General features: G+C 61.8%; 24 protein-coding genes. 13 read left to right on the top strand and 11 right to left on the bottom strand.

The window, feature by feature from the left end:
• Positions 1-77 precede the first annotated feature (77 nt).
• From def to truA, 5 genes are all read left to right on the top strand, one after another.
• Positions 78-593 carry a peptide deformylase gene (gene def / locus K6M89_RS24410; protein WP_097579647.1) on the top strand — a complete coding sequence of 172 codons (516 nt, stop codon included), beginning with the start codon at positions 78-80 and terminating at the stop codon, positions 591-593.
• Positions 594-658: 65 nt separating this feature from the next.
• The gene (locus K6M89_RS24405; RefSeq protein ID WP_009991317.1) at positions 659-919 is read left to right on the top strand and encodes a FitA-like ribbon-helix-helix domain-containing protein; all 261 of its coding nucleotides are present in this window, start codon (positions 659-661) and stop codon (positions 917-919) included.
• Complete coding sequence (locus tag K6M89_RS24400; RefSeq protein WP_222141290.1) at positions 916-1,335, top strand: type II toxin-antitoxin system VapC family toxin; 420 nt, start codon at positions 916-918, stop codon at positions 1,333-1,335. Before K6M89_RS24405 ends, K6M89_RS24400 begins: the two co-directional genes overlap by 4 nt.
• 20 nt (positions 1,336-1,355) lie before the next feature.
• Complete coding sequence (fmt, locus tag K6M89_RS24395; protein ID WP_222141289.1) at positions 1,356-2,291, top strand: methionyl-tRNA formyltransferase; 936 nt, start codon at positions 1,356-1,358, stop codon at positions 2,289-2,291.
• Complete coding sequence (gene truA / locus K6M89_RS24390; protein ID WP_222141288.1) at positions 2,291-3,097, top strand: tRNA pseudouridine(38-40) synthase TruA; 807 nt, start codon at positions 2,291-2,293, stop codon at positions 3,095-3,097. Before fmt ends, truA begins: the two co-directional genes overlap by 1 nt.
• A gap of 17 nt (positions 3,098-3,114) precedes the next feature.
• Here truA and K6M89_RS24385 read toward each other — a convergent pair whose 3' ends face one another.
• The 3 genes from K6M89_RS24385 to dapD form a co-directional block, all read right to left on the bottom strand.
• On the bottom strand, positions 3,115-3,711 hold the full coding sequence (locus tag K6M89_RS24385; protein WP_097579544.1) for a hypothetical protein: 597 nt from the start codon (positions 3,709-3,711) through the stop codon (positions 3,115-3,117).
• Positions 3,698-4,891, bottom strand: coding sequence for a succinyl-diaminopimelate desuccinylase (dapE, locus tag K6M89_RS24380; RefSeq protein WP_222141287.1), 1,194 nt, complete (start codon positions 4,889-4,891; stop codon positions 3,698-3,700). The genes K6M89_RS24385 and dapE overlap by 14 nt, the downstream gene beginning before the upstream one ends.
• A gap of 99 nt (positions 4,892-4,990) precedes the next feature.
• Positions 4,991-5,851, bottom strand: a complete 861-nt coding sequence (dapD, locus tag K6M89_RS24375; protein WP_222141286.1) for a 2,3,4,5-tetrahydropyridine-2,6-dicarboxylate N-succinyltransferase — start codon at positions 5,849-5,851, stop codon at positions 4,991-4,993.
• A gap of 178 nt (positions 5,852-6,029) precedes the next feature.
• On the opposite strand from dapD, the gene K6M89_RS24370 reads away from it, so the two are divergent.
• Positions 6,030-6,890: an LOG family protein gene (locus K6M89_RS24370; RefSeq protein ID WP_010031366.1), complete on the top strand. Its 861-nt coding sequence runs from the start codon at positions 6,030-6,032 to the stop codon at positions 6,888-6,890.
• A gap of 89 nt (positions 6,891-6,979) precedes the next feature.
• Here the strand turns inward: K6M89_RS24370 and K6M89_RS24365 are convergent, their stop codons facing one another.
• Entirely contained in the window at positions 6,980-7,597 is a 618-nt protein-coding gene (locus K6M89_RS24365; RefSeq protein ID WP_222141285.1) for a CREC-EF hand family protein, read from the bottom strand.
• Between the two features lie 379 nt (positions 7,598-7,976).
• Entirely contained in the window at positions 7,977-8,693 is a 717-nt protein-coding gene (locus K6M89_RS24360) for a pyrimidine 5'-nucleotidase (RefSeq protein WP_222141284.1), read from the bottom strand.
• A 176-nt stretch (positions 8,694-8,869) separates the two neighbouring features.
• On the opposite strand from K6M89_RS24360, the gene bchE reads away from it, so the two are divergent.
• The 3 genes from bchE to K6M89_RS24345 are packed head-to-tail and all read left to right on the top strand — an operon-like array spanning position 8,870 to position 12,295.
• A complete protein-coding gene (bchE, locus tag K6M89_RS24355) occupies positions 8,870-10,399 on the top strand; it encodes a magnesium-protoporphyrin IX monomethyl ester anaerobic oxidative cyclase (RefSeq protein ID WP_222141283.1) in 1,530 nt (509 codons plus the stop codon).
• A gap of 55 nt (positions 10,400-10,454) precedes the next feature.
• Positions 10,455-11,528 (top strand): bifunctional transcriptional activator/DNA repair enzyme AdaA, encoded by a 1,074-nt coding sequence (locus K6M89_RS24350; protein WP_222141282.1) that lies wholly within the window; start codon positions 10,455-10,457, stop codon positions 11,526-11,528.
• Positions 11,525-12,295 (top strand): isocitrate lyase/PEP mutase family protein, encoded by a 771-nt coding sequence (locus K6M89_RS24345; protein WP_222141281.1) that lies wholly within the window; start codon positions 11,525-11,527, stop codon positions 12,293-12,295. The genes K6M89_RS24350 and K6M89_RS24345 overlap by 4 nt, the downstream gene beginning before the upstream one ends.
• A 49-nt stretch (positions 12,296-12,344) precedes the next feature.
• Here the strand turns inward: K6M89_RS24345 and K6M89_RS24340 are convergent, their stop codons facing one another.
• Together K6M89_RS24340 and K6M89_RS24335 are read right to left on the bottom strand one after the other, a co-directional pair.
• A complete protein-coding gene (locus K6M89_RS24340) occupies positions 12,345-13,493 on the bottom strand; it encodes an alpha-hydroxy acid oxidase (RefSeq protein ID WP_222141280.1) in 1,149 nt (382 codons plus the stop codon).
• 386 nt (positions 13,494-13,879) lie between these two features.
• Positions 13,880-14,818: an acyl-CoA desaturase gene (locus tag K6M89_RS24335; protein WP_222141279.1), complete on the bottom strand. Its 939-nt coding sequence runs from the start codon at positions 14,816-14,818 to the stop codon at positions 13,880-13,882.
• Between the two features lie 166 nt (positions 14,819-14,984).
• On the opposite strand from K6M89_RS24335, the gene K6M89_RS24330 reads away from it, so the two are divergent.
• A complete protein-coding gene (locus K6M89_RS24330; RefSeq protein ID WP_097579554.1) occupies positions 14,985-15,350 on the top strand; it encodes a metalloregulator ArsR/SmtB family transcription factor in 366 nt (121 codons plus the stop codon).
• A gap of 52 nt (positions 15,351-15,402) precedes the next feature.
• On the opposite strand, the gene argB is transcribed toward K6M89_RS24330, so the two are convergent.
• Positions 15,403-16,290, bottom strand: a complete 888-nt coding sequence (argB, locus tag K6M89_RS24325) for an acetylglutamate kinase (RefSeq protein ID WP_064681328.1) — start codon at positions 16,288-16,290, stop codon at positions 15,403-15,405.
• Positions 16,291-16,436: 146 nt separating this feature from the next.
• Between argB and K6M89_RS24320 the strand changes: the two genes are divergently transcribed.
• The 3 genes from K6M89_RS24320 (at position 16,437) to K6M89_RS24310 (ending at position 18,372) form a co-directional block, all read left to right on the top strand.
• Complete coding sequence (locus K6M89_RS24320) at positions 16,437-16,976, top strand: sigma-70 family RNA polymerase sigma factor (protein WP_097579648.1); 540 nt, start codon at positions 16,437-16,439, stop codon at positions 16,974-16,976.
• Complete coding sequence (locus K6M89_RS24315; protein ID WP_222141278.1) at positions 16,973-17,692, top strand: anti-sigma factor; 720 nt, start codon at positions 16,973-16,975, stop codon at positions 17,690-17,692. Before K6M89_RS24320 ends, K6M89_RS24315 begins: the two co-directional genes overlap by 4 nt.
• A 125-nt stretch (positions 17,693-17,817) precedes the next feature.
• Entirely contained in the window at positions 17,818-18,372 is a 555-nt protein-coding gene (locus tag K6M89_RS24310) for a fasciclin domain-containing protein (RefSeq protein ID WP_222141277.1), read from the top strand.
• 108 nt (positions 18,373-18,480) lie between these two features.
• Here the strand turns inward: K6M89_RS24310 and K6M89_RS24305 are convergent, their stop codons facing one another.
• The 3 genes from K6M89_RS24305 to K6M89_RS24295 all read right to left on the bottom strand — a co-directional run bounded on the left by K6M89_RS24305 (position 18,481) and on the right by K6M89_RS24295 (position 20,490).
• Positions 18,481-19,557, bottom strand: coding sequence for a sensor histidine kinase (locus K6M89_RS24305; RefSeq protein WP_222141276.1), 1,077 nt, complete (start codon positions 19,555-19,557; stop codon positions 18,481-18,483).
• 222 nt (positions 19,558-19,779) lie between these two features.
• The gene (locus K6M89_RS24300) at positions 19,780-20,055 is read right to left on the bottom strand and encodes a hypothetical protein (protein WP_097579649.1); all 276 of its coding nucleotides are present in this window, start codon (positions 20,053-20,055) and stop codon (positions 19,780-19,782) included.
• Between the two features lie 210 nt (positions 20,056-20,265).
• Positions 20,266-20,490, bottom strand: coding sequence for a hypothetical protein (locus tag K6M89_RS24295; protein WP_222141275.1), 225 nt, complete (start codon positions 20,488-20,490; stop codon positions 20,266-20,268).
• Between the last annotated feature and the right edge of the window lie 20 nt (positions 20,491-20,510).

Raw genomic sequence — 20,510 nt, 5'->3', positions numbered from 1 at the left:
GGCGGGGATGCAAAAAAGCGTCTTCCCTGCCCGCCGGATAATTCCATAGTGAGAAAAGATGGGTTATGGGAACGCCCATGACCATCAAGCCACTCATCATTCTTCCCGATCCCATTCTCCGCCAGCTGTCTCAGCCGATCGAGCGGGTGGACGCCGACCTGCAGCGCCTTGCCGACGACATGCTGGAAACCATGTATGACGCGCCGGGCATCGGCCTTGCCGCCATCCAGATCGGCGTGCCGCGCCGCATGCTGGTGATCGATGTGTCGCGCGAGGGTGAAGAAAAGCAGCCGCAGGTCTTCATCAACCCCGAGATCGTCAAATCCTCCGACGAACGCTCGGTCTATGAGGAAGGCTGCCTGTCGATTCCCGATTACTATGCCGAGGTCGAGCGCCCGGCTGTCGTCTCGGTCAAATATCTCGACCGCAACGGCAAGGAACAGGTGGTGGAAGCCGACGGCCTGCTCGCCACCTGCCTGCAGCACGAGATCGACCATCTGAACGGCGTGCTGTTCATCGATTATATCTCGCGGCTGAAGCGGGAGATGGTGATCAAGAAGTTCACCAAGGCGGCGAAATCGAAGGCGCTCTGAGCGTTGCGTTGAAAATGATTCGACAAAGCATTATGATATCGTTGATATCATAATGGAGGTGCCGAATGGGCGACCTGCTTATTCGCGATGTTCCAGACGCAATGAAGCGGCAACTTCAGGAAAGCGCGCAGCGTAATGGCCGCAGCCTTTCGGAAGAGGCGATCGAAATCATCCGCCGGCAGATTGCGGTCGGGCGTTCGGGGGCTTCCGCCGGGCAGCGCCTGCGCTCGCTGATGAGCGATGAAAAGTTGAGCGATGAGGAAGTGGAAGCTATCGCCGCATCTCGTCACGAACACGATCGCGAACCGCCGCGCTTCGATACATGATCGTCCTCGATACGAATGTGATTTCCGAGTTGCAGGGGAGGACCCATAGCGAGCGGATATTGAGCTGGCTTGATGGTTACGACGTCGAGATGCTTTTCCTGACGACGATCGCCGTCGCTGAAATGCGCTATGGTCTTGAACTTCTTGATGACGGCAGGCGGAAGGCAACATTGATATCCGACTTCAACAGGATCGAGTCGGAGTTTACCGGCCGCGTGCTCGGTTTTTCCCTGAGCGCGGCCAATCGTTACGGCCTCCTGGCGGCGCAGCGCAGGAAGGCGGGACGGCCGATGGAGACGAAGGACGCGATGATCGCCGCCATCTGTCTTGCAAACGGCGCCACGCTCGCCACCCGCAACACCCGAGATTTCGAGGGGCTTGATCTCAAGCTCGTAAACCCGTTTGAAGACGGCTGATCCTCAATTGGCGAGATAGGATGTCTCTTAGCATTATCTTCATGGGAACCCCGGAGTTTTCGGTTCCGACCCTGCGCCTGCTCGTCGATGCCGGCCACAGGATCGTCGCCGTCTATACGCAGCCGCCGCGGCCGGGTGGCCGGCGCGGGCTCGATCTGCAGAAATCGCCGGTGCATCAGGCGGCCGAGCTGCTCGGTCTCCCGGTCTTCACGCCGGTCAATTTCAAGGATCCGGAGGAGCGCGAGAGGTTTGCCGCGTTCAAGGCCGATGTCGCCGTCGTCGTCGCCTATGGGCTGCTGCTGCCCGAGGCGGTTTTGAACGGCACCCGCGACGGCTGCTATAACGGCCATGCCTCGCTGCTGCCGCGCTGGCGGGGTGCTGCGCCGATCCAGCGGGCGATCATGGCCGGCGATGAAAAGACCGGCATGATGGTGATGAAAATGGACAAGGGTCTCGATACCGGCGCCGTCGCCCTGACCCGCGAGGTCGAGATCGGTCCGAACATGACCGCTGGCGAACTGCACGACCGGCTGATGCAGGTCGGCGCCAAGGCGATGGCGGAGGCCATGGTAAAGCTGGAGATGAACGACCTGCCGCTGACGCCGCAGCGGCAAGATGGCGTGCTTTATGCCGCCAAGATCGACAAGGCCGAGTCGCGCATCGATTTCGCCAGGGAGGCGCGGGATGTGCACAACCATATTCGCGGCCTGGCGCCGTTTCCGGGCGCCTGGTTCGAAGTCGAGATCGGCGGCAGGCCGGAGCGGGTGAAGGTGCTCGGCTCGGAGCTGGCTGAAGGGCAGGGCGTTGCCGGGCAGTTGCTGACCGACGACCTTGTCGTCGCCTGTGCTTCCGGCGCGGTGCGGCTGACCAGGCTGCAGAAGGCGGGCGGCAAGCCGCTGTCCGCCGCAGATTTCCTCCGCGGTACGCCGCTCGCCGCCGGCACGAGGCTTTCCTGATGCCGCGTTTCCGCATGACGGTCGAATATGACGGCGGCCCCTATGTCGGCTGGCAGCGGCAGGAGAACGGTCCTTCGGTGCAGGGTGCGATCGAAGCCGCGGTGCTGTCGCTGACCGGCGAGACCGTTTCGGTCCGCGGCGCCGGCCGCACCGATTCCGGCGTCCACGCCATGGGACAGGTAATCCATGCCGATCTTTCGAAGGAATGGTCGCCCTATCAGCTGCAGAATGCGCTGAACGCGCATCTGAGACTTGCCGGCGAGCGCGTCTCCATTCTCGACGTCGAGGCGGTTCCCGAATTCTTCGATGCCCGCTTCTCGGCCCTCAAACGCCATTATCTCTACCGTATCGTCAGCCGCCGGGCGCCGCTGGCGCTCGACGCCGGCAAGGCCTGGTGGGTGCCGAAGACACTCGACCACGAGGTCATGCACGCCGCCGCCCAGCGGCTAGTCGGCAGACACGATTTCTCCACCTTCCGCTCCGCCCATTGCCAGGCAAACAGCCCGGTGCGCACCCTCGACCGGCTCGACGTGACGCGCAGCGGCGCGCTGATCGAGATCCGCGCCACCGCGCAGAGCTTCCTCCACAACCAGATCCGCTCCTTCGCCGGCACGCTGAAGCTCGCCGGCGAAGGCAAGTGGACGCCCGACGATGTCGAGGCGGCACTCGCGGCGCGCAACCGCAAGGCCTGCGGCCCGGTGGCGCCGCCCGACGGGCTCTATTTCCTGCAGGTGGATTATCCCGAGGTGATCACCGACCGCCGCAGGCCGCTCACTGACACCGATGACGGTGACGATCTGTCGTAGAGCCTCCGCGGGCCTGCTCAGACGGGATAGATGCCGAGGAAGTGCTGCAGATATTCCGAAAGGATCATCGACGGCACCAGCAGCACCAGCGTCAGCGCTCCGACCATCAGCGCGTGATCATGGCAGATCATCCTGAGGATGCGCGCCAGCGCGAAGACCTGCGCCAGCATGAAGGCGAGCAGCAGCAGCGAGACGAGGCCGACCGTGCCGGGCAGGAAGAACACCAGCGCCAGCAGCAGGCCGTTGATATAGGAGAGCGGCACGCCGAGCCAGTTGACGCTGACGACGACGGGGGCGAAGCGCTCGCCCATGCGGAAGGCCAGCAGCAGCAGCCCGGCAAAGACCAGCGGCACGAACCAGTTGGCGACCTCGACGAGGCCGAGCCTGACAAAAAAGGCAAAATTGACATCGGCTTCCGGCGGCAGCGACCGCAGGAAGGCCTGTCGCCACCAGAGCCAGGAGATGCCCATCGGCGGCAGGCACCAGGCCATCGCCCAGAACGAGCGGTTGACGCCGCGCTCCGACAGATCGAGGAAGCGGAAGCCGCGCGGATCCATCCGGATCAGCAGCCACAGGCCGGCCAGATAATACTGGACTTCCTTAAGACCCGGCATGGGCGAACCAGCGGTCGATGAAGGTCTCGTAGATCGCCGTCAGCGTCTCCAGATCGGCAACGGCGACACGTTCGTCGACCATGTGCATCGTCTGACCGACCAGGCCGAACTCGACGACCGGGCAATAGTCCTTGATGAAGCGGGCATCCGACGTGCCGCCGGTGGTCGAAAGCGTTGGCGACCGGCCGGTGACGCTTTCGACGGCCGAAGACAGCGAGGCGATCAAAGTATTGTTGCGGGTGAGGAAGACGTGGCTCGGCCGGTCGGCCCAGACGATATCGTATTTCACCGGCTCCCGGCCCGGACGCAGCTGGCCGTTGCCGGCGGCGGCATCGAGCCTTCGCAGGATTTCCGCACGCAGCGTATCGACGGTCCAGCTGTCGTTGAAGCGGATGTTGAAGCTTGCCGATGCCTTTGCCGGAATGACGTTCGTGGCAGGATTGCCGACATCGACGGTCGTCACTTCGAGGTTCGACGGTTGGAAATCATCGGTACCGCCGTCGAAGGGCGGATCCATCAGCGCCTGCGTCAGCTGGACGATGCCGCGCACCGGATTGTCGGCAAGGTGCGGATAGGCGGCATGGCCCTGCACGCCGTGCACGGTGATCCTGCCAGATAGCGAGCCGCGCCGGCCGATCTTAATCATGTCGCCGAGCCTGTCGGGATTTGTCGGTTCGCCGACCAGGCAGGCGTCCCAGCGCTCGCCGCGCTCCGTGGCCCATTGCAGCAGCTTGACGGTGCCGTTGATCGCCGGGCCTTCTTCGTCGCCGGTGATCAGCAAGGAAATCGAGCCGGCCGGGGCGCCGTTCTTCTCGATATGGCGGGCGACGGCGGCGACGAAACAGGCAATGCCACCCTTCATGTCGACGGCGCCGCGGCCGAAGAGCTCGCCCTTTGATATTTCGGCGGCAAAGGGCGGGTGTGTCCAGGCCGCTTCGTCGCCGACCGGCACGACATCGGTGTGGCCGGCAAACATCAGATGCGGGCCGTCGCTGCCGAGGCGGGCATAGAGGTTCTCGATATCGGCTGTGCCCTCTTCGCGTGCCGTCACTTTGTCGACGGTAAAGCCGAGCGGCGCAAGCATGGCGTCGAGCGCCGTGAGCGCGCCGCCTTCGGCGGGCGTCACGGACGGGCAGCGAATCAACGTCTGGAGATTGGCGACGGGGTCGGTAGCGGTCATGGCGTCGAACTATCCGGCGGGAATGGCAAAGACATGGCAAGGCGGAGCCGCCTCGCGTAAAAGACGCCGTCTGTTTAACGGATCAATGTGCCGGTGTCATCAATCTCTGAGCAGCTCGTTGATGCCGGTCTTGGAGCGGGTCTGTTCGTCGACGCGCTTGACGATGACGGCGCAGTAGAGATGCGGCGCCGGCAGGCCGTTTGCCATCGTCGCATTGGCCGAGACCATCGAACCGGCGACGACGACGGAATAGGGCGGCACTTCGCCGTACGTGACCTCACCGGTGGCGCGGTCGACGATCTTGGTCGACTTGCCGATGTAAACGCCCATGCCGAGCACGGAACCTTCCCGGATGATGCAGCCCTCGACCACTTCGGAGCGGGCGCCGATGAAGCAATTGTCCTCGATGATCGTCGGGCCGGCCTGCATCGGCTCCAGCACGCCGCCGATGCCGACGCCACCGGAGAGATGAACATGTTTGCCGATCTGCGCGCAGGAGCCGACTGTCGCCCAGGTATCGACCATCGTGCCTTCGCCGACATAGGCGCCGAGATTGACGAAGGAAGGCATCAGGATGGCATTCGGAGCGATATAGGCCGAGCGGCGCACGACGCAGTTCGGCACGGCGCGGAAGCCGGCGGCGCGGAACTGGTTCTCGCCCCAGTTTTCGAATTTCGAGGGGACCTTGTCCCACCAGGTGGAGTTGCCAGAGCCGCCCTTGACCACCTCCATGTCGTTGAGGCGGAAGGACAGGAGCACGGCCTTCTTCAGCCATTGATTGACCGTCCAGGCGCCGTCGGCGCCGCGGGTCGCCACGCGGACCTTGCCCGCATCCAGCAGATCGAGTGCTGCTTCGACCGCATCGCGCACCTCGCCCTTCGTCGACATGTTCACATTGTCACGATTGTCGAAGGCGGCTTCGATGGTGTTTTCGAGGGATGCGAGGTCGGTGGCGCTCATGGGAATTCCTTAAACTTCGATCTTTATCGTGGAGACGGCGCAGTCTCCGGGATTGTGTCCTGCTCTACAGCATGCGCCCGTAGAATGGAATTATTTTTCGGGCAGGATCAATCTGGTTTCAAGGCGTTATAGCGACATATCCGGCACTGAGGCCGGCAGTACTGAAAGGCATTTCGACATGGCGAAGGGACGAAACGGCGGTTCTAGGCGCAAGGATGGCGTATGGGACCCGCTGAAAAGCAGTTCGACCGACAGGCAGCGGGCACAAGCCGTGCCGAAGACGCCGCAGACGATGTCGCCTGCCTATCGCCTTGCCTATGTCGACGAGGATTTCCTTTGCCGCGAGGAGTTGCGGCCGATCCGCCTGCAGCTGGAACTGTTGAAGACCGAGATGATGCTGACGGAACGCGGCATCCGCTCGACCGTCGTCATGTTCGGCGGCGCCCGCATTCCCGCCCCCGGCCAGAGCGCCTGGGCGGCGCGCAACGACATCCAGCGCGTCAATCTGGAGGCGGCGTCCGTCTATTATGACGAGGCCCGCAAATTCGCCCGGCTCTGCTCGAAATATTCGGCCAGCTTCGATTTCCAGGAATATGTCATTGTCACCGGCGGCGGTCCCGGCGTCATGGAGGCGGGCAATCGCGGCGCGGCCGACGAGGGCGCACCCTCGATCGGCCTCAACATCGTGCTGCCGCATGAGCAGGCGCCGAACGCTTATGTGACGCCGGAGCTCAGCTTCAACTTCCACTATTTCGCCATTCGCAAAATGCATTTCATGGTGCGCGCCAAGGCGATCGCGGTCTTTCCCGGTGGGTTCGGAACGCTCGACGAATTCTTCGAATGCCTGACGCTGATCCAGACCGGCCGCATGGAGCGGCTGCCGCTGATCCTGTTCGGCGAGGCCTTCTGGCGAAGCATCATCAATTTCGAGGCATTGGCCGAATTCGGCACCATTGCGCCCGATGACGTCAAGCTGATCAGCTTCGTCGACACGGCCGACGCCGCATGGAAGATCGTCCAGGATTTCTACGAGCATTAAGAATAGGGCCTGAGCGCAGGTCCCGATCGCGAGAGCTGTCTCTTTCCCCGCCGGAGCGGGGAAAGAGCGGAGCAATGGTTCGTCCAGCCTTACAGCAGCGGCCGGTCCGGCATGTCGTCGATCGAGATGACGCCGTCCTTGTTGCGGTCCATACGGGTGAACAGCTTGTCGAAGGCGGCAACCGCTTCCTGTTTGGAAACCTGGCCGTTCTCGTCGGTGTCGGCCCGGCGCATCATCATCGAGGCGCGCATGAAGGTGCCGCCATGGCGCATCCAGTGATGGCCGTCATGCCCGTCGCGGGGCGGCCGCCCGGCCTCGTTATCCGGCATGTCGGGCGCGGCGTTCGCGTCCTTTTCGTCGCCGGCCTCCTGCTTGTGCTGATCCTTCATCGCCTGCAGCTGCGTCTGCCGGTACTGACGGATTTCCCCTGGAGTCAGCGAGCCGTCATTGTTGGTGTCGATCGCGGCGAAGATCTTGTCGAGGCCGCTGGTCGCTTCCTCCTTGGAGACCTTGCCATCCTTGTTCGCGTCGAACTCTTTGAGCATGCGGACATAAGTGATTTCGAGGAAGGCGTCGCGGCCCGGACCGTCCATGCCGGCATGATGCGGACGCGGCCCGTTGCCGGGTGCGGCAAAGCTTGTCCCGGCGGCTGCGCCGAAAATGAGGACGGAGGAGAGCGCTGCCACTATCAGCTTGTTGCTGTACATCGTTTTTCCCTTTCGTAAGGTGTCCCTTGACGAAAGAGGCTATGGCAGCGGATCCAGAAGACCCAGTTAAACATCGGTAAGCTGGGTGAAACTTTGGTAAGGTGACCGGTAGAGCTTTTCCGGGTTAGCTTGAAGCATTCTGCCGGAGCAGGTTTTCGTCAGGGCAGAGGCGATTGGCGATGGGCATACCCCTTGGTACGTCCGAGCCGATCGCCTCTGATCCTGGCGAAAAAATGCCCGGCCCTTCGGGTTGGCTGAAACGGGTCGCCTGATCGACCGGCCGGCTTGGCCGTAGAGCTGGGCTACGACGCGCGCCGGCCGGTCGATCATCCGACTCCGTTTGAGCCAACAGAATGCTTCAATCTAACCCGGAAAAGCTCTAGCCGTCGGATCTGGTCACCTTGCCGAGAAATGCAGCGAGGTCGTCGGTGACGAAATCGATGTGATCCTCCTCGCCGCTGGTTTTTTCCCACCACTCGACGACCGTCTCTTCCAGATTGCGCGGCACGAGCAGCACGGTCTGCATGCCGAGCGCCTTCGGCACCGTCAGATTGCGCGGCAGATCCTCGAACATCGCTGCCTTGCCGGTGTCGACGCGCTTCAGCGCCGCAAACTTGTCATAGGTCGCCTGCGCCGGCTTCGGCACGTAATCGGCGGCGACGATATCGAAGATGTCGTCGAAATGCTCGAGAATGCCGAGCGCTCCTGCCGTCATCTCGGCGTGCTTGACGCTGCCGTTGGTGAAGATGAATTTACGCCCCGGCAGCGCCTTGATCGCCTGCCCGAGTTCCGGCTGCGGCATCAGCGCCGAATAATCGATTGCATGCGCCTTTTCGAGAAAGTCGTTCGGATCGATGCCGTGATGGATCATAAGACCCTGCAGCGTCGTGCCGTGCTCGAGATAATATTGCTTCTGCAGCTTGCGCGCCTCTTCCCGCTCCATTTGTAAGAGCGCGGCGACATAGGCGGTCATGTTTCTGTCGATCTGCGCGAAGAGATTGACATGATGCGGATAGAGCGTGTTGTCGAGGTCGAAAACCCAGTCGGTAACGTGGTCGAAATCGGCTTTGTCGGGGGTGCGGTCGATCTTTGTCATGGCGGTCTTATGGCATGGCTGCCGTGGGAAACCAAAGGCTTTTGCTTTTCCCGCCGCCTTCTTAAAAATGCCGCCAGATTTTCACAACTTTAAAGAGATTCCGGCTGAATATCGCCATGGATCGCTGGTGACTCTCTGCCTGCGTCAGACAGGGGGACCCGCAAGGGTAAAGTCGCATGAAGATCGTTTTGATCAATCCGCCGCACAGGGCGATCGGCAGCCGTATTCCCGATGATCATCTTCCACCGCTCGGCCTTCTCTCGGTCGCAGGCCCGCTGATCGATGACGGTCATGATGTCAGCCTCATCGATGCGGAGTTCGGACCGATGATGATGGTGGAAATCATCGACCGGATCACGGCAAACAGCCCGGATCTGATGCTGATCGGCCATTCCGGCTCGACTTCGGCCCATCCCACGGCCCGCGCGATCGCCGAAGCGGTGAAGCGCAGCGATCCCGCGATCCGCATCGTCTATGGCGGCGTGTTTCCCACATACCATTGGCGGGAGGTGCTGGCCGAGACCGAGGCACTCGACATTCTCGTCCGCGGCGAGGGCGAGGAAACGATGCGGCGCCTCGCCGATGCCCTGGCCGCCAACCGTCCGCTTGACGCCGTTCCCGGCATTGCCTACCGCGACGGTCACGGCAAAATCCAGGCAACCCGGCCGGCGCAGGCAATCGCCGATCTCGATGCCTATCGCATCGGCTGGGAGCTGATCAACCATGCCAGCTACAGCTATTGGGGTGGCAAGCGGGCAGTGGTAATGCAGTTCTCCCGCGGCTGTCCGCATCTTTGCAACTATTGCGGTCAACGCGGCTTCTGGACCCGCTGGCGTCACCGCTCGCCGGAGCTGTTTGCCCGCGAGATCGCCCGGCTCTATCGCGAACAGGGAGTCGAACTCATCAATCTTGCCGACGAGAACCCGACCTCGTCGCGCAAAGCCTGGCTGGTCTTCCTCGAAGCGATGATCGCCGAGAATGTGCCGGTGCAGATCGTCGGCTCGACGCGTGCGGATGATATCGTCCGTGACGCCGATATCCTGGATCTCTATCGCAAGGCCGGTGTCGTGCGCTGGCTGCTCGGCATGGAAAACACCGATGAGGCAACCCTGGCGCTGATCAAGAAGGGCGGATCCGAGGCAACCGACAGGGAGGCAATCCGGCTCCTGCGCCAGCACGATATTCTCTCGATGGCGACCTGGGTCGTCGGTTTTGAAGAAGAGAAGCTCAGCGATCTCTGGCGCGGCTTCCGGCAATTGCTCTCCTACGATCCCGACCAGATCCAGGCGCTCTACGTCACCCCGCATCGCTGGACACCCTTCTTCCGTATCGCCCGTGACCGACAGGTGATTGAGACCGATATCCGCAAATGGGATTACAAACATCAGGTCTTGAAGATGCGGTATCTCCACCCGTTCGTGTTGATCGCCTGCGTCAAGCTCATCGAGGTTGCGGTCCAGGCGCGGCCGAAGGCGCTGATGCGCATCCTCTTCCATCGCGACCGCGAGCAGCGCCATTCCATGCGCTGGTACACGCAGATGGGCCGCCGCGTCTGGTTTCATGAGGTTCTCGAATTTCTTTTCCGCCGCCGCCACCTGAAGAATGGCCCGACGCTCGAGAATTTCTGGGGCGCGCCGCAGGATGCCGAAGAGGAGTCGATGCTGCGCCCGCAGCGGCATATCAAAAGCCTCGACGCGGCGGAATAAAATAGACGCCCGATTTTCGGCGGACGCGGCCGGCACGGGATGGTAGAAAGCGGACATGCTGTTCGAACGCCCCGACGACGATACGCTTTATGAAGCCTTGATCGCGCGCAGCGCCGATTATGAGGGTCAGGCCTATGTCTGCGTGACGACGACCGGCGTCTTCTGCCGTCTGACCTGCCCGGCGCGCAAGCCGAAGCGGGAAAACACCCTGTTCTTCGAGACGATCGCCGCCTGCATGCATTCCGGCTTTCGCCCCTGCCGGCGCTGCAAGCCGCTGGAGCAGCCGGGCCGGGAGCCGATCGTCGACGCCTTGCTGGCGCGGCTCGAGGCCGAGCCGGAGGTCCGCTGGAGCGAGGACGAGCTCGTGCGCCGCGGCCATGATCCCTCGACCGTGCGCCGCGCCTTCAAACGGGCGCTCGGCATGACCTTCCATGATATCGTCCGTTACCGCAGGCTCGGCGAAGCGGCCCGGCAGCTCGCCGATGGGGCGCGTGTCATCGATGTCCAGATCGACGCCGGATACGAATCGCCAAGCGGCTTTCGCTCAGCATTCCAGCGGCTCGTCGGCAAGGCGCCGGCGCTTTCGCAGAACCGCGAACTGCTCTTTGCCGATTGGTTCGATACTCCGCTCGGGCCGATGATCGCAGTTGCCGACAAGACGCATCTGCATCTTCTCGAATTTCACGATCGCAAGGCGCTGCCGGCCGAGCTCGAAGCGCTGCAGAAACGCGTCCGCTCCTCGGTCGCGATCGGCCGCACCCCAGTCATCGATCAGATCGAGGTGGAGATCCGGGATTATTTCGAGGGCCGGCTCAGGGTCTTCTGGACGCCCTTGGCGCTTGGCGGCACGCCCTTCGAAAAGCATGTCTGGGCAAAGCTGATGGAGGTTCCGATTGGTCAGACGCGCGCCTATGGCGATCTCGCCAGGGAGATGCAAAGGCCGGAGGTGGTGCGGGCCGTCGGCCGCGCCAATGGCGCCAACCAGCTGGCCATCGTCGTGCCCTGCCATCGTATCCTGGGCGCGGACGGGTCGCTGACCGGCTATGGCGGCGGGCTCTGGCGCAAGCAATGGCTGCTGCGCCATGAAGAAAAGATCAGCACGCAAGCAAAGACGGAGGAGACAGCATGAACCAGACTGAAAAGGCCAAGGCATTCCACGCGCTTCACCAGAAGGGCAATCCGATCGTCCTTTACAACATCTGGGATGCCGGCACGGCGAAGGCGTTAGCGGAAGCCGGCGCCAAGGCGCTTGCGACCGGAAGCTGGTCGGTCGCCGCAGCCCACGGGTATGCCGATGGCGAGAAGCTGCCGATGTCGGTGCTTGTGGAGACGGCGAAATCCATCGCCGATTTCGTCGACCTGCCGCTTTCGGTCGATTTCGAAGGCGCCTATTCGGCGGAGCCCGCGGGGGCGGCGGCCAACGTCGCCAGGCTGGTCGAGGCCGGCGCCGTCGGCATCAATTTCGAAGATCGGGTGGTTGCCGGCGAGGGGCTCTATCCCGTCGAGAGCCAGGCGGCCCGCATCCGCGCCATTCGTGGTATGGCCGACGGCAAGGACATCCCCTTCTTCATCAACGCCCGCACCGACCTCTTCCTGGCCGAGAGCGATCTTGCAAAACATGCCGGTCTGGTGGACGAGGCGATCGAGCGGGGCAGGGCCTATGCGGCCGCCGGCGGCAACGGCTTCTTCGTCCCCGGCCTGATCGATCCTGGCTTGATCGAAAAGATCTGCGCGGCATCGTCGCTGCCGGTCAATGTCATGATGCGGGCGGGCGCCCCCGATGTGAAAACCCTGGCACGGCTCGGTGTCGGCCGCATCAGCTATGGGCCGGGGCCTTACCGGTCGATGATGGAAAAGCTGAAGCAGGAGGCGGCGGCGATTTACAGCCTGCTCTGAGAAATTTTCGGGCCGCATCCGCATGAAAGGCTGCGGCCCGAAAATAACATCAGGACCGGAAGCGCAGATTGCGCCGCGTCAGCTGGTCGACCGAGGTGCAGCCCATCAGCTTCATGCCGCGTTCGATCTCGGTGCGCATCGTCTCCAGCGCCCGTTCGACGCCGGGCCGTCCGGCCGCGGCAAGCGGGAAGAGATAGTAGCGGCCGAGGCCGACGGCCTTTGCCCCCAGCGACAAGGCCTTGAGAACATGCGTGCCCCGCTGCACGCCGCCATCCATCATCACGTCGATCCGGTCGCCGACGGCATCGACGATCTCGGCGAGCTGATCGAAGGCGCTGCGCGAGCCGTCGAGCTGGCGCCCGCCGTGATTGGACAGCACGATGCCGGTGCAGCCGATCTCGACGGCGCGTTTGGCGTCTTCGACCGACATGATGCCCTTCAGGCAGAAATGCCCGCCCCAGGCGCGCACCATCTCCGCCACGTCGTCCCACGACATCGAGGGGTCGAGCATCTCGGTGAAATAGCGGCTGATCGACAGCGCGCCGCCATCCATCTTGACGTGGTTTTCGAGCTGCGGCAGCCGGAAGCGCTCATGCGTCAGCCAGTTGATCGCCCAGGAGGGCTTGATGGCGAACTGGGTCATGCCGGCAAGATTGAGCTTGAAGGGAATGGCAAAACCGGTGCGCTTGTCGCGCTCGCGGTTGCCGCCGGTAATGCTGTCGACCGTCAGCATCATTGCCTGCACGCCGGCATTTTTCGCCCGCGCCATCATCTCGTGGTTGAGACCGCGGTCCTTGTGGAAGTAGAACTGATAGACCTGCGGTCCGGCGCTGATCTGCCGGGCTTCCTCCAGGCTGATCGTGCCGAGCGACGAGACGCCGAACATCGTGCCGTGTTTGGCCGCCGCCGCCGCGACCGCCCGCTCCCCCTGATGGTGAAACAGCCGCTGCAGCGCCGTCGGCGAACAATAGACCGGCATCGCCAGCTTCTGCCCCATGACGGTCACCGACATATCGATGTCGGCCACCCCGCGCAAAACGTTGGGCACCAGATCGCAAGCCTCGAAGGCCGCGGTATTGCGCCGATACGTCACCTCGTCATCGGCCGCACCATCGATATAATCGAAGATCGGCCCGGGAAGCCGCCGTTTGGCCATGCGCCGGAAATCGTGAAAATTATAGCAGTCTGTAAGGCGCATCTGTTTGCTCGACCCGTTAAGTTTTCGGGCCGCAACCTAAAGCACGATTCGAAACCTTGCCAAGGCTAGATCGTGCAATTTGCGACCTGTTGGATACGATATCGCTGCTTGGGTGGGTCTGCAGGCGGACGATGATCTGCTGTGGCCTCCGACGTGTCTCATGCAGAGGCTGTGCCGTCTCACCCCGGCCGCGCCTCGGCGCGGCATTCTCCGACCTCCCTCATCCTGAGGTGCGTAGCCCACAGGGCGAAGCCTCGAAGGACACGCCGCAGCGATGCTCCTTGCATGCATCGACCGCCAGCGCACCCGCCCCGCCCTTCGAGGCCCCTCCGGGGCGCCTCAGGGTGAGGCTCTCTTGAACGCCACGCTATATTCTGCGGTACCGCTCAATGCTGTGCGACAGGATGAGCCCCACCAGCTTCTTCGGAGATTTCAATGCGCTTCAGGCCCTTCCTCTGCACGATCGTGTGAGGGAGCTTGATCGCCGAAGCAAGGCCGAGCCCTGCCAGCAGCCGGATGAAATGCCAACCGAGGTCCAGCTGTCCCGGCTCGATGCCGAGCCGGGCTGACTCCGGAAAGGCATGATGGTTGCCGTGGAAGCTCTCGCCGAAGGTCACCAGCCCGAAACGCGGCAAATTATATCCCTGCACCGCGACGTCATCGACGCTCCAGCCTTGATGGCCGTCGCGATGGGCGAAATGGCCGACCAGCCAGTGGCCGGTCAGCGACACCGAAATCCGCACGGCAATCCCCCAGACCAGCCACGGCAGCCCGCCGAGAGTGAAGAGCAGCAGTCCCAAGGGAATTTGCTGCGCCATCCATGTCGCCTCCAGGAGGCGATAGAAGCGGTCGCCCCGCTCACGCTCTTCAAGGACGAAACGTGGCGGCCGGTCGAGCGCCACGGCGCAATGCATCTGCCAGAAGGCGTCGACGAAGAACGATCGCCGATGGGCATAGAGGTCATGGCAGTCTCGTTGCCGTTGCGCCCAGTCGCGAATGTCGTGGGCGTAGATCATGCCGAAGGGACCGGCCATGCCGACCAGCGTGCCGAGATAGACGAGCAAATGCTCGAGCCAGATCGGAGCGCTGAATGAACGGTGAATGAGCAGCCGATGCATGCCGACCGAATGACCAAGGCAGATCGTGATGGCGGTCGATAGAACGAAGACGGTCACAGCGCTCCAGCTAAAGGTCAGTGGTCCGCCCACCATGGCAATCGTGGTCATGATGGTGATCCAGATCGACTTTGCGGGCATCCAGACCACGCGGCCCTTCACGGGATCACTGCCATTGTCGATCATGCGTCCGGTGGAAATGCTGGGCATGGCAAGACCCCTCCCATCGGGCGCATTCTCCAGTTGAATAGCGCCCCCTAATCTATTAATTAAGCAATTAATTAATTACCTTGCGCCAATGAAGGCAATTAAGCAATAAGCTAATTGCTTAATTATGCGCCGCGACGCTTTGGTGCAGCAGGCATGGAGACGGAACTTGGAAGACGAGACTTTCGACGACAGTTCAGAAAGCAGCTCCGTCGGCGCCGCCCAGCGGGTATTCCACGCACTTTCCAGCGCCCCACGGCGGAAAATCCTCGCTTACCTCTCGGCATCGGGGCTGACCGCGGGTGAGATCGCCGACCGCTTCAGCATGTCGAAGCCAGCGGTTTCGCAGCATCTTTCCATTCTGGAAACTGCAGGACTGATCAGGCGGGAAAAACAGGGCCAGTTTGTGCACTATTCCCTGATCGAGAACAATCTCGTCAATACGCTCAACGGCTTCGTACAGGAGGTCTGCCCGGTCGGCCGGCCGATCAAGAAGGAAAGCCAGGCGCGTGCGCGCCAGAAAGAACTGCCCTGACTATTCCGCGTAGGAGGACGCGCCCTTCGTGCGGTGAAAAGCGCAACCTCGATCAGGGAACGATCAGCGTTCCGATGCCGTGCTCGGTGAAGATCTCGAGCAGGACGGAGTGGGCGGTCTTGCCGTTCAGGATGACGACGCCCTGGACGCCGGCCTTGATCGCGTCGATGCAGGTCTCGACCTTCGGGATCATGCCGCCGGAGATCGTGCCGTCGGCGATCAGCGCATGCGCTTCGGCGACGGAAAGCTCCTTGATCATCTGGCCGTTCTTGTCGAGAACGCCGGGCACGTCGGTCAGGAACAGCAGGCGGGTGGCGTTCAGCGCCCCGGCAATGGCGCCGGCAAAGGTGTCGGCGTTGATATTATAGGTCGCGCCGTCGCGGCCCGGGGCGACCGGGGCGATGACCGGGATCATTTCGGAGCGGGCAAGCAGATCGAGCAGCGTGCGGTCGACCTCGACCACCTCGCCGACGAAACCGAGATCGAGCACGCGCTCGATGTTGGAATCCGGATCCTTGATGGTCTTGCGCGCCTTTTCGGCGAAGACCATGTTGCCGTCCTTGCCGCAAAGGCCGATCGCCCATTCGCCGGTCTGGTTGATCAGCGCGACGATTTCCTTGTTGATCGAGCCGGCGAGCACCATCTCGACGATCTCGACCGTCTTCTGGTCGGTGACGCGCAGCCCGCCTTCGAATTTCGATTCGATGCCCATCTTGTTCAGCATGGCGCCGATCTGCGGACCGCCGCCGTGAACGACGATCGGGTTGACGCCCGACTGTTTCAGAAGCGCGATATCACTGGCAAAGGCCTTGCCGAGTTCGGGATTGCCCATGGCGTGACCGCCGTATTTCACGACGATCGTCTTGTTTTCATAACGCTGCATGAAGGGCAGCGCCTGGGCGAGAAGACGTGCCTGGATTTCGCTTTCGGACTCGTTCATGGGGGACCCCGCAGGAATTGATCGCGGCCTTTTATCGCAACTTTCCGACAGAGGGAATAATCCAGAACGCAATAGTTTTTCGTATGTGGCACGGAGACCGAGAGTTCGGCTCGGTCGCACGGAACAAGCACGATATGAGGAACGGCATGCAAGGCGATGAGATCAAGGACCTGATCGGCCGCGTCGCGCTCGGCGACCGCATGGCATTCGCTGCCCTCTACAACCAGACCGCACCGAAACTTTTGGCAATCTGCCTGCGTATCTTGAAGGACCGCGGGCAAGCCGAGGAAGCGCTGCAGGACGTCTATATCAGCATCTGGCAACGCGCCCGCAGCTTCCAGGCGGCCTCGGGCTCATCCTCGGCCTGGCTTTCGGCCATTGCCCGCAACCGGTCGATCGATCTGCTGCGCGCGCGCAAGCCCATCGCCGACGAACTCGACAGCGCTTACGATCTTGCCGATTCCGCACCCGACCCGGAAAGGCAGACAGTGACGAAGGATGAAGGAAGGCGGATTGACACCTGCATGGAAGAGTTGGAAGCTGATCGTGCGGTCGCGGTGAAACGGGCTTATGTCGAAGGGCTGAGCTATCAGGAACTGTCCGATCAGTTCGGAGTTCCGCTGAACACGATGCGGACCTGGCTCAGGCGCAGCCTCTTGAAACTGAGAGAGTGCATGGAACGATGACATCGCCCGACAAAAGCAAGGGAGACCGCTCCCGAGACGAAGTTCTCGCCGGCGAGTACGTGTTGGGCGTCCTGTCGCTGCAGGACCGACGGGTGGTGGAAGAGCGCATGCGCCACGATCGCACATTTGCCGCGATCGTCAGCCGTTGGGAAGCCAATCTCTCCGCCTTCAACGACGAATATGAAGGCGTCGCGCCGAACCGCGAAACCTTCAAGCAGATCGAGTCCCGGCTGTTCGGCGATGCCGGCAAGCCCGCATCCTTCTCGCAGGGACTGTGGAATTCTGCGGTTTTCTGGCGCTCGCTGGCCTTCGCCTGCATCGTCGTCGCCGTCAGCGCCGTCATCTTCGCCTCCGGCGTTGTGCCTGAGCCGGAGGGGCCGACACCTTTGGTAGCGGAGCTTTCCGGTGAAAACAGCACGATCAATCTCCACGCGTCCTACGAGCCGCAAAGCGGCCGGCTGAAGATCGTGCCGGTCGCTGCCGGCAAGCCGGAGGAGAAATCGCTGGAACTCTGGCTCGTGCCGGGCAGCGGCTTGGCAAAATCGCTCGGCGTCTTCCATCCCGGCGAAAGCGGTGAGCTCGTCATTCCCGCCGAACTGCGCAACCATGTCACGGATGGCACAACCCTTGCCGTCAGCCTCGAACCCTTCGGCGGCTCGCCGACCGGACAGGTGACCGGCCCGATCGTCGCAAGCGGCAAGGTGCTCCGGCCATAGGCCCGCGCGACCGCAAATCAATTTCTCCTGACTGAAACTCTTCGGCGCGGACCTCCGTAGTTTGAAATATCCGGACGACGCTCAGGCATAAAGCCCCGCGGATGATGTCCGGTGAGGAGAAAATCATGATCAAGTCCCTATTGCGCGGTTTCGCGCTCGCCACCGTCCTTTCCGCTGCCGCCTTTGCCGCCGCCAAGAACCCGATCGTTGGCGGCGCGACAATGTTCGACAGCAAGAACATCATCGAAAACGCCATGAATTCCAAGGATCACACGACGCTGGTTGCTGCCGTCAAGGCCGCCGGCCTCGTCGGCACACTCGAGGGCAAAGGCCCCTTCACCGTTTTTGCGCCGACCAATGAAGCTTTCGCCGCCCTGCCGAAAGGCACGGTCGAGACGCTGTTGAAGCCGGAGAACAAGGCGACGCTGACCAAGGTCCTGACCTGCCACGTCGTGGCCGCCGATGCGATGGCCAAGACCGTCGCCAAGATGATCAAGGCTGACGGCGGCGCACACGACATCAAGACCGTCGGCGGCTGTGTGATCAAAGCCCGGGAAAATATGGGCAAGATCACCCTGACCGACGAGAACGGCGATGTCGCGCATGTGACGATCGCCGACGTCAAACAGTCGAACGGCGTCATCCACGTCGTGGACAAGGTGTTGCTGCCGAAGATGTAAGTGTGTGTATCGGCAGAAGGCGCGCTCTTCGGGCGCGCCCCAAACCAATTGCGAATGATGCCCAGCGTCTAGCGTTTCCGTGAATGGGCGCCGGCGCCACTGACACGGCTATTGGGCCGCTTCGACTCTTGGGAAAACGAGCGAGACACTCATGCCAGTGCCGGGGGAAGAGCTTACTTCGATCTCGGCGCGGGCGTTCTGTTTCAGGGATTGGATGATCATTGCGCTCAGTTTTCCGGGGTTCGGCCAGGCTGCATCCTGAGGAAGACCGACCCCATTGTCGGCGACGGTGATCCTGCATCCGGTGTGGCTGACGACACAGCGCAGAGTGATCTCTCCGCTATCCCGCCCTACGAAGGCATGCTTGAACGTATTGGTCAGCAGCTCGTTAATGACGAGTCCGGCAGGCATCGCCACGTTCACAGAAACCGGCCAGGTGTCCACCTTCATGTCGAGCCGGATGCCTTCCACAGCGTGCGCGGCCATGACCGACGCGGCAATCTGGCTCACATAGCTGCCGAGATCGATCATCGCGCCCTTCTCTTCGTCCGACAGTGCGCGATAGAGGAGAGCCAAAGCTTCAATCCGCCCGGCAAGACGAGCAAACCGCTCGCTTTCCTCGTTCTTTTGAGCATTACGCGCTTCCATTCGGATCAGCGCCGTTATCATCTGCAGATTGTTTTTCACGCGATGCTGAAGCTCTCGAAGAAGGACATCCTTCTCGGCCAGCAGCTCGCTGAAGCTCTGGCCACCCGTCACCTCATTGCGGGCAGCAAAGGCGACCAGACGAAAAAGCGGGATGTCATCATCGTTGACGATCGTGTTCGACCACACGTCGATAATCACATTGCTTTCGGGTTCTGCCACGAGCGAGAAGGCGCCAATATATTCCTCCGCCGTGGTCACAGCGGCTGTAAGCGTTGCCTCGCCGGAGACTGCAGTGCAATTCACCTCGATGTCCGCCCAGCGCTTTCCCTCCACCTGTGTGGCGGTGAGCGCGGTCAGCCGTTCGAATTCGAGGTTGACGTAAATTAGCTTCTCACAGGTGCCGAGCTCGGAGACCGCCACTGCAAACGGAACATGATCGAGGAAGTGTCGAAACCGGACGTCGTCGAGGGCTTCGGCAAGATGGGGCAGGTTGCCGACGCCTTCTGGCGAAAGGGCTTCGTCTTTGCTGTCAGTCATGAATGATTTCTCGCGGACGCCGCTGCTCTTCAACAGTATGAGATCAAGCGTTGCTGCAAAAACTGCGATGGCGCAAGCACAATCGATGTCGCATGTCTAAACAGCCGGTGTCCAAATACGGCAGCTGGCGGGATCTCGAAGCTGCCGTGAATGCGATGGTCGACATGACTGTCGGCAGGCCTCTGTTCGCTGGAAGGTCATGCGTCAGCGTTAGTCGCGAGCTTACGCCCGGTCATAGGTGAATGAGGTGAGCAGCATGGTGACAAAATTGCTGGCCCTTTCTTTAACCAGAAGTTCGGTCCACTCATCCGTCCCGCGCAGCCGCAAATCCGTATAAATACTGTCCACGGCGGCCTCTTCTATGCGCTTGATATGGGACTTGAACGACGCCTCGCCGCCGCCATGATACATATCTCGGATAACCATGCGCAAAATCTCCTGGATGGCGATCTGCCATGCTGTATTGATCGACTGAAGTTCCTTCGTATCCTCTGCCATTGCGGCGTCCTTTGGTATGAGTGAACTGTCAGCACGGCTCTGCCCGTGCCTGTCGACGCCCCTTTGAACCCGCGAATGCTTCCTTTTGAAAGTGGCGTCGGGAGAGGGCGATGCGGCGCGGTTCGTGCACGAGAACATATTCGGCGCAGCTCGGCATGCCGCGTCTCCGGGTCACCTGCATCGGGCTCGGCCGCGACCTTTTGCCCGTGATCAGCAGGCTTTGGCGCGTTTTGCAAGAAGAGCAGACGTCGCCAAGGCGCGATCGTCGCGTTGCTTCGCAAGCCGTGCTTCCCGCAACCGCAAGGTCTTTGCCTGTTGCGACTGGATGCTGGAGTCCAGCTCTTCCATCGCTTTATTCTTCGCGAAAAACTGGGACTGGACGTTGCCGAAGGCGATCTCTGCCCGCTGGCGGGATTTGCTGTATGTTTCTGTCATTTCTTCTCCGATATTGAAGG

Origin of the sequence: Rhizobium croatiense, assembly GCF_019793465.1 — a bacterium.
Taxonomy (GTDB): Bacteria; Pseudomonadota; Alphaproteobacteria; order Rhizobiales; family Rhizobiaceae; genus Rhizobium; species Rhizobium croatiense.
This window is presented reverse-complemented; position numbering and strand designations above follow the sequence as displayed.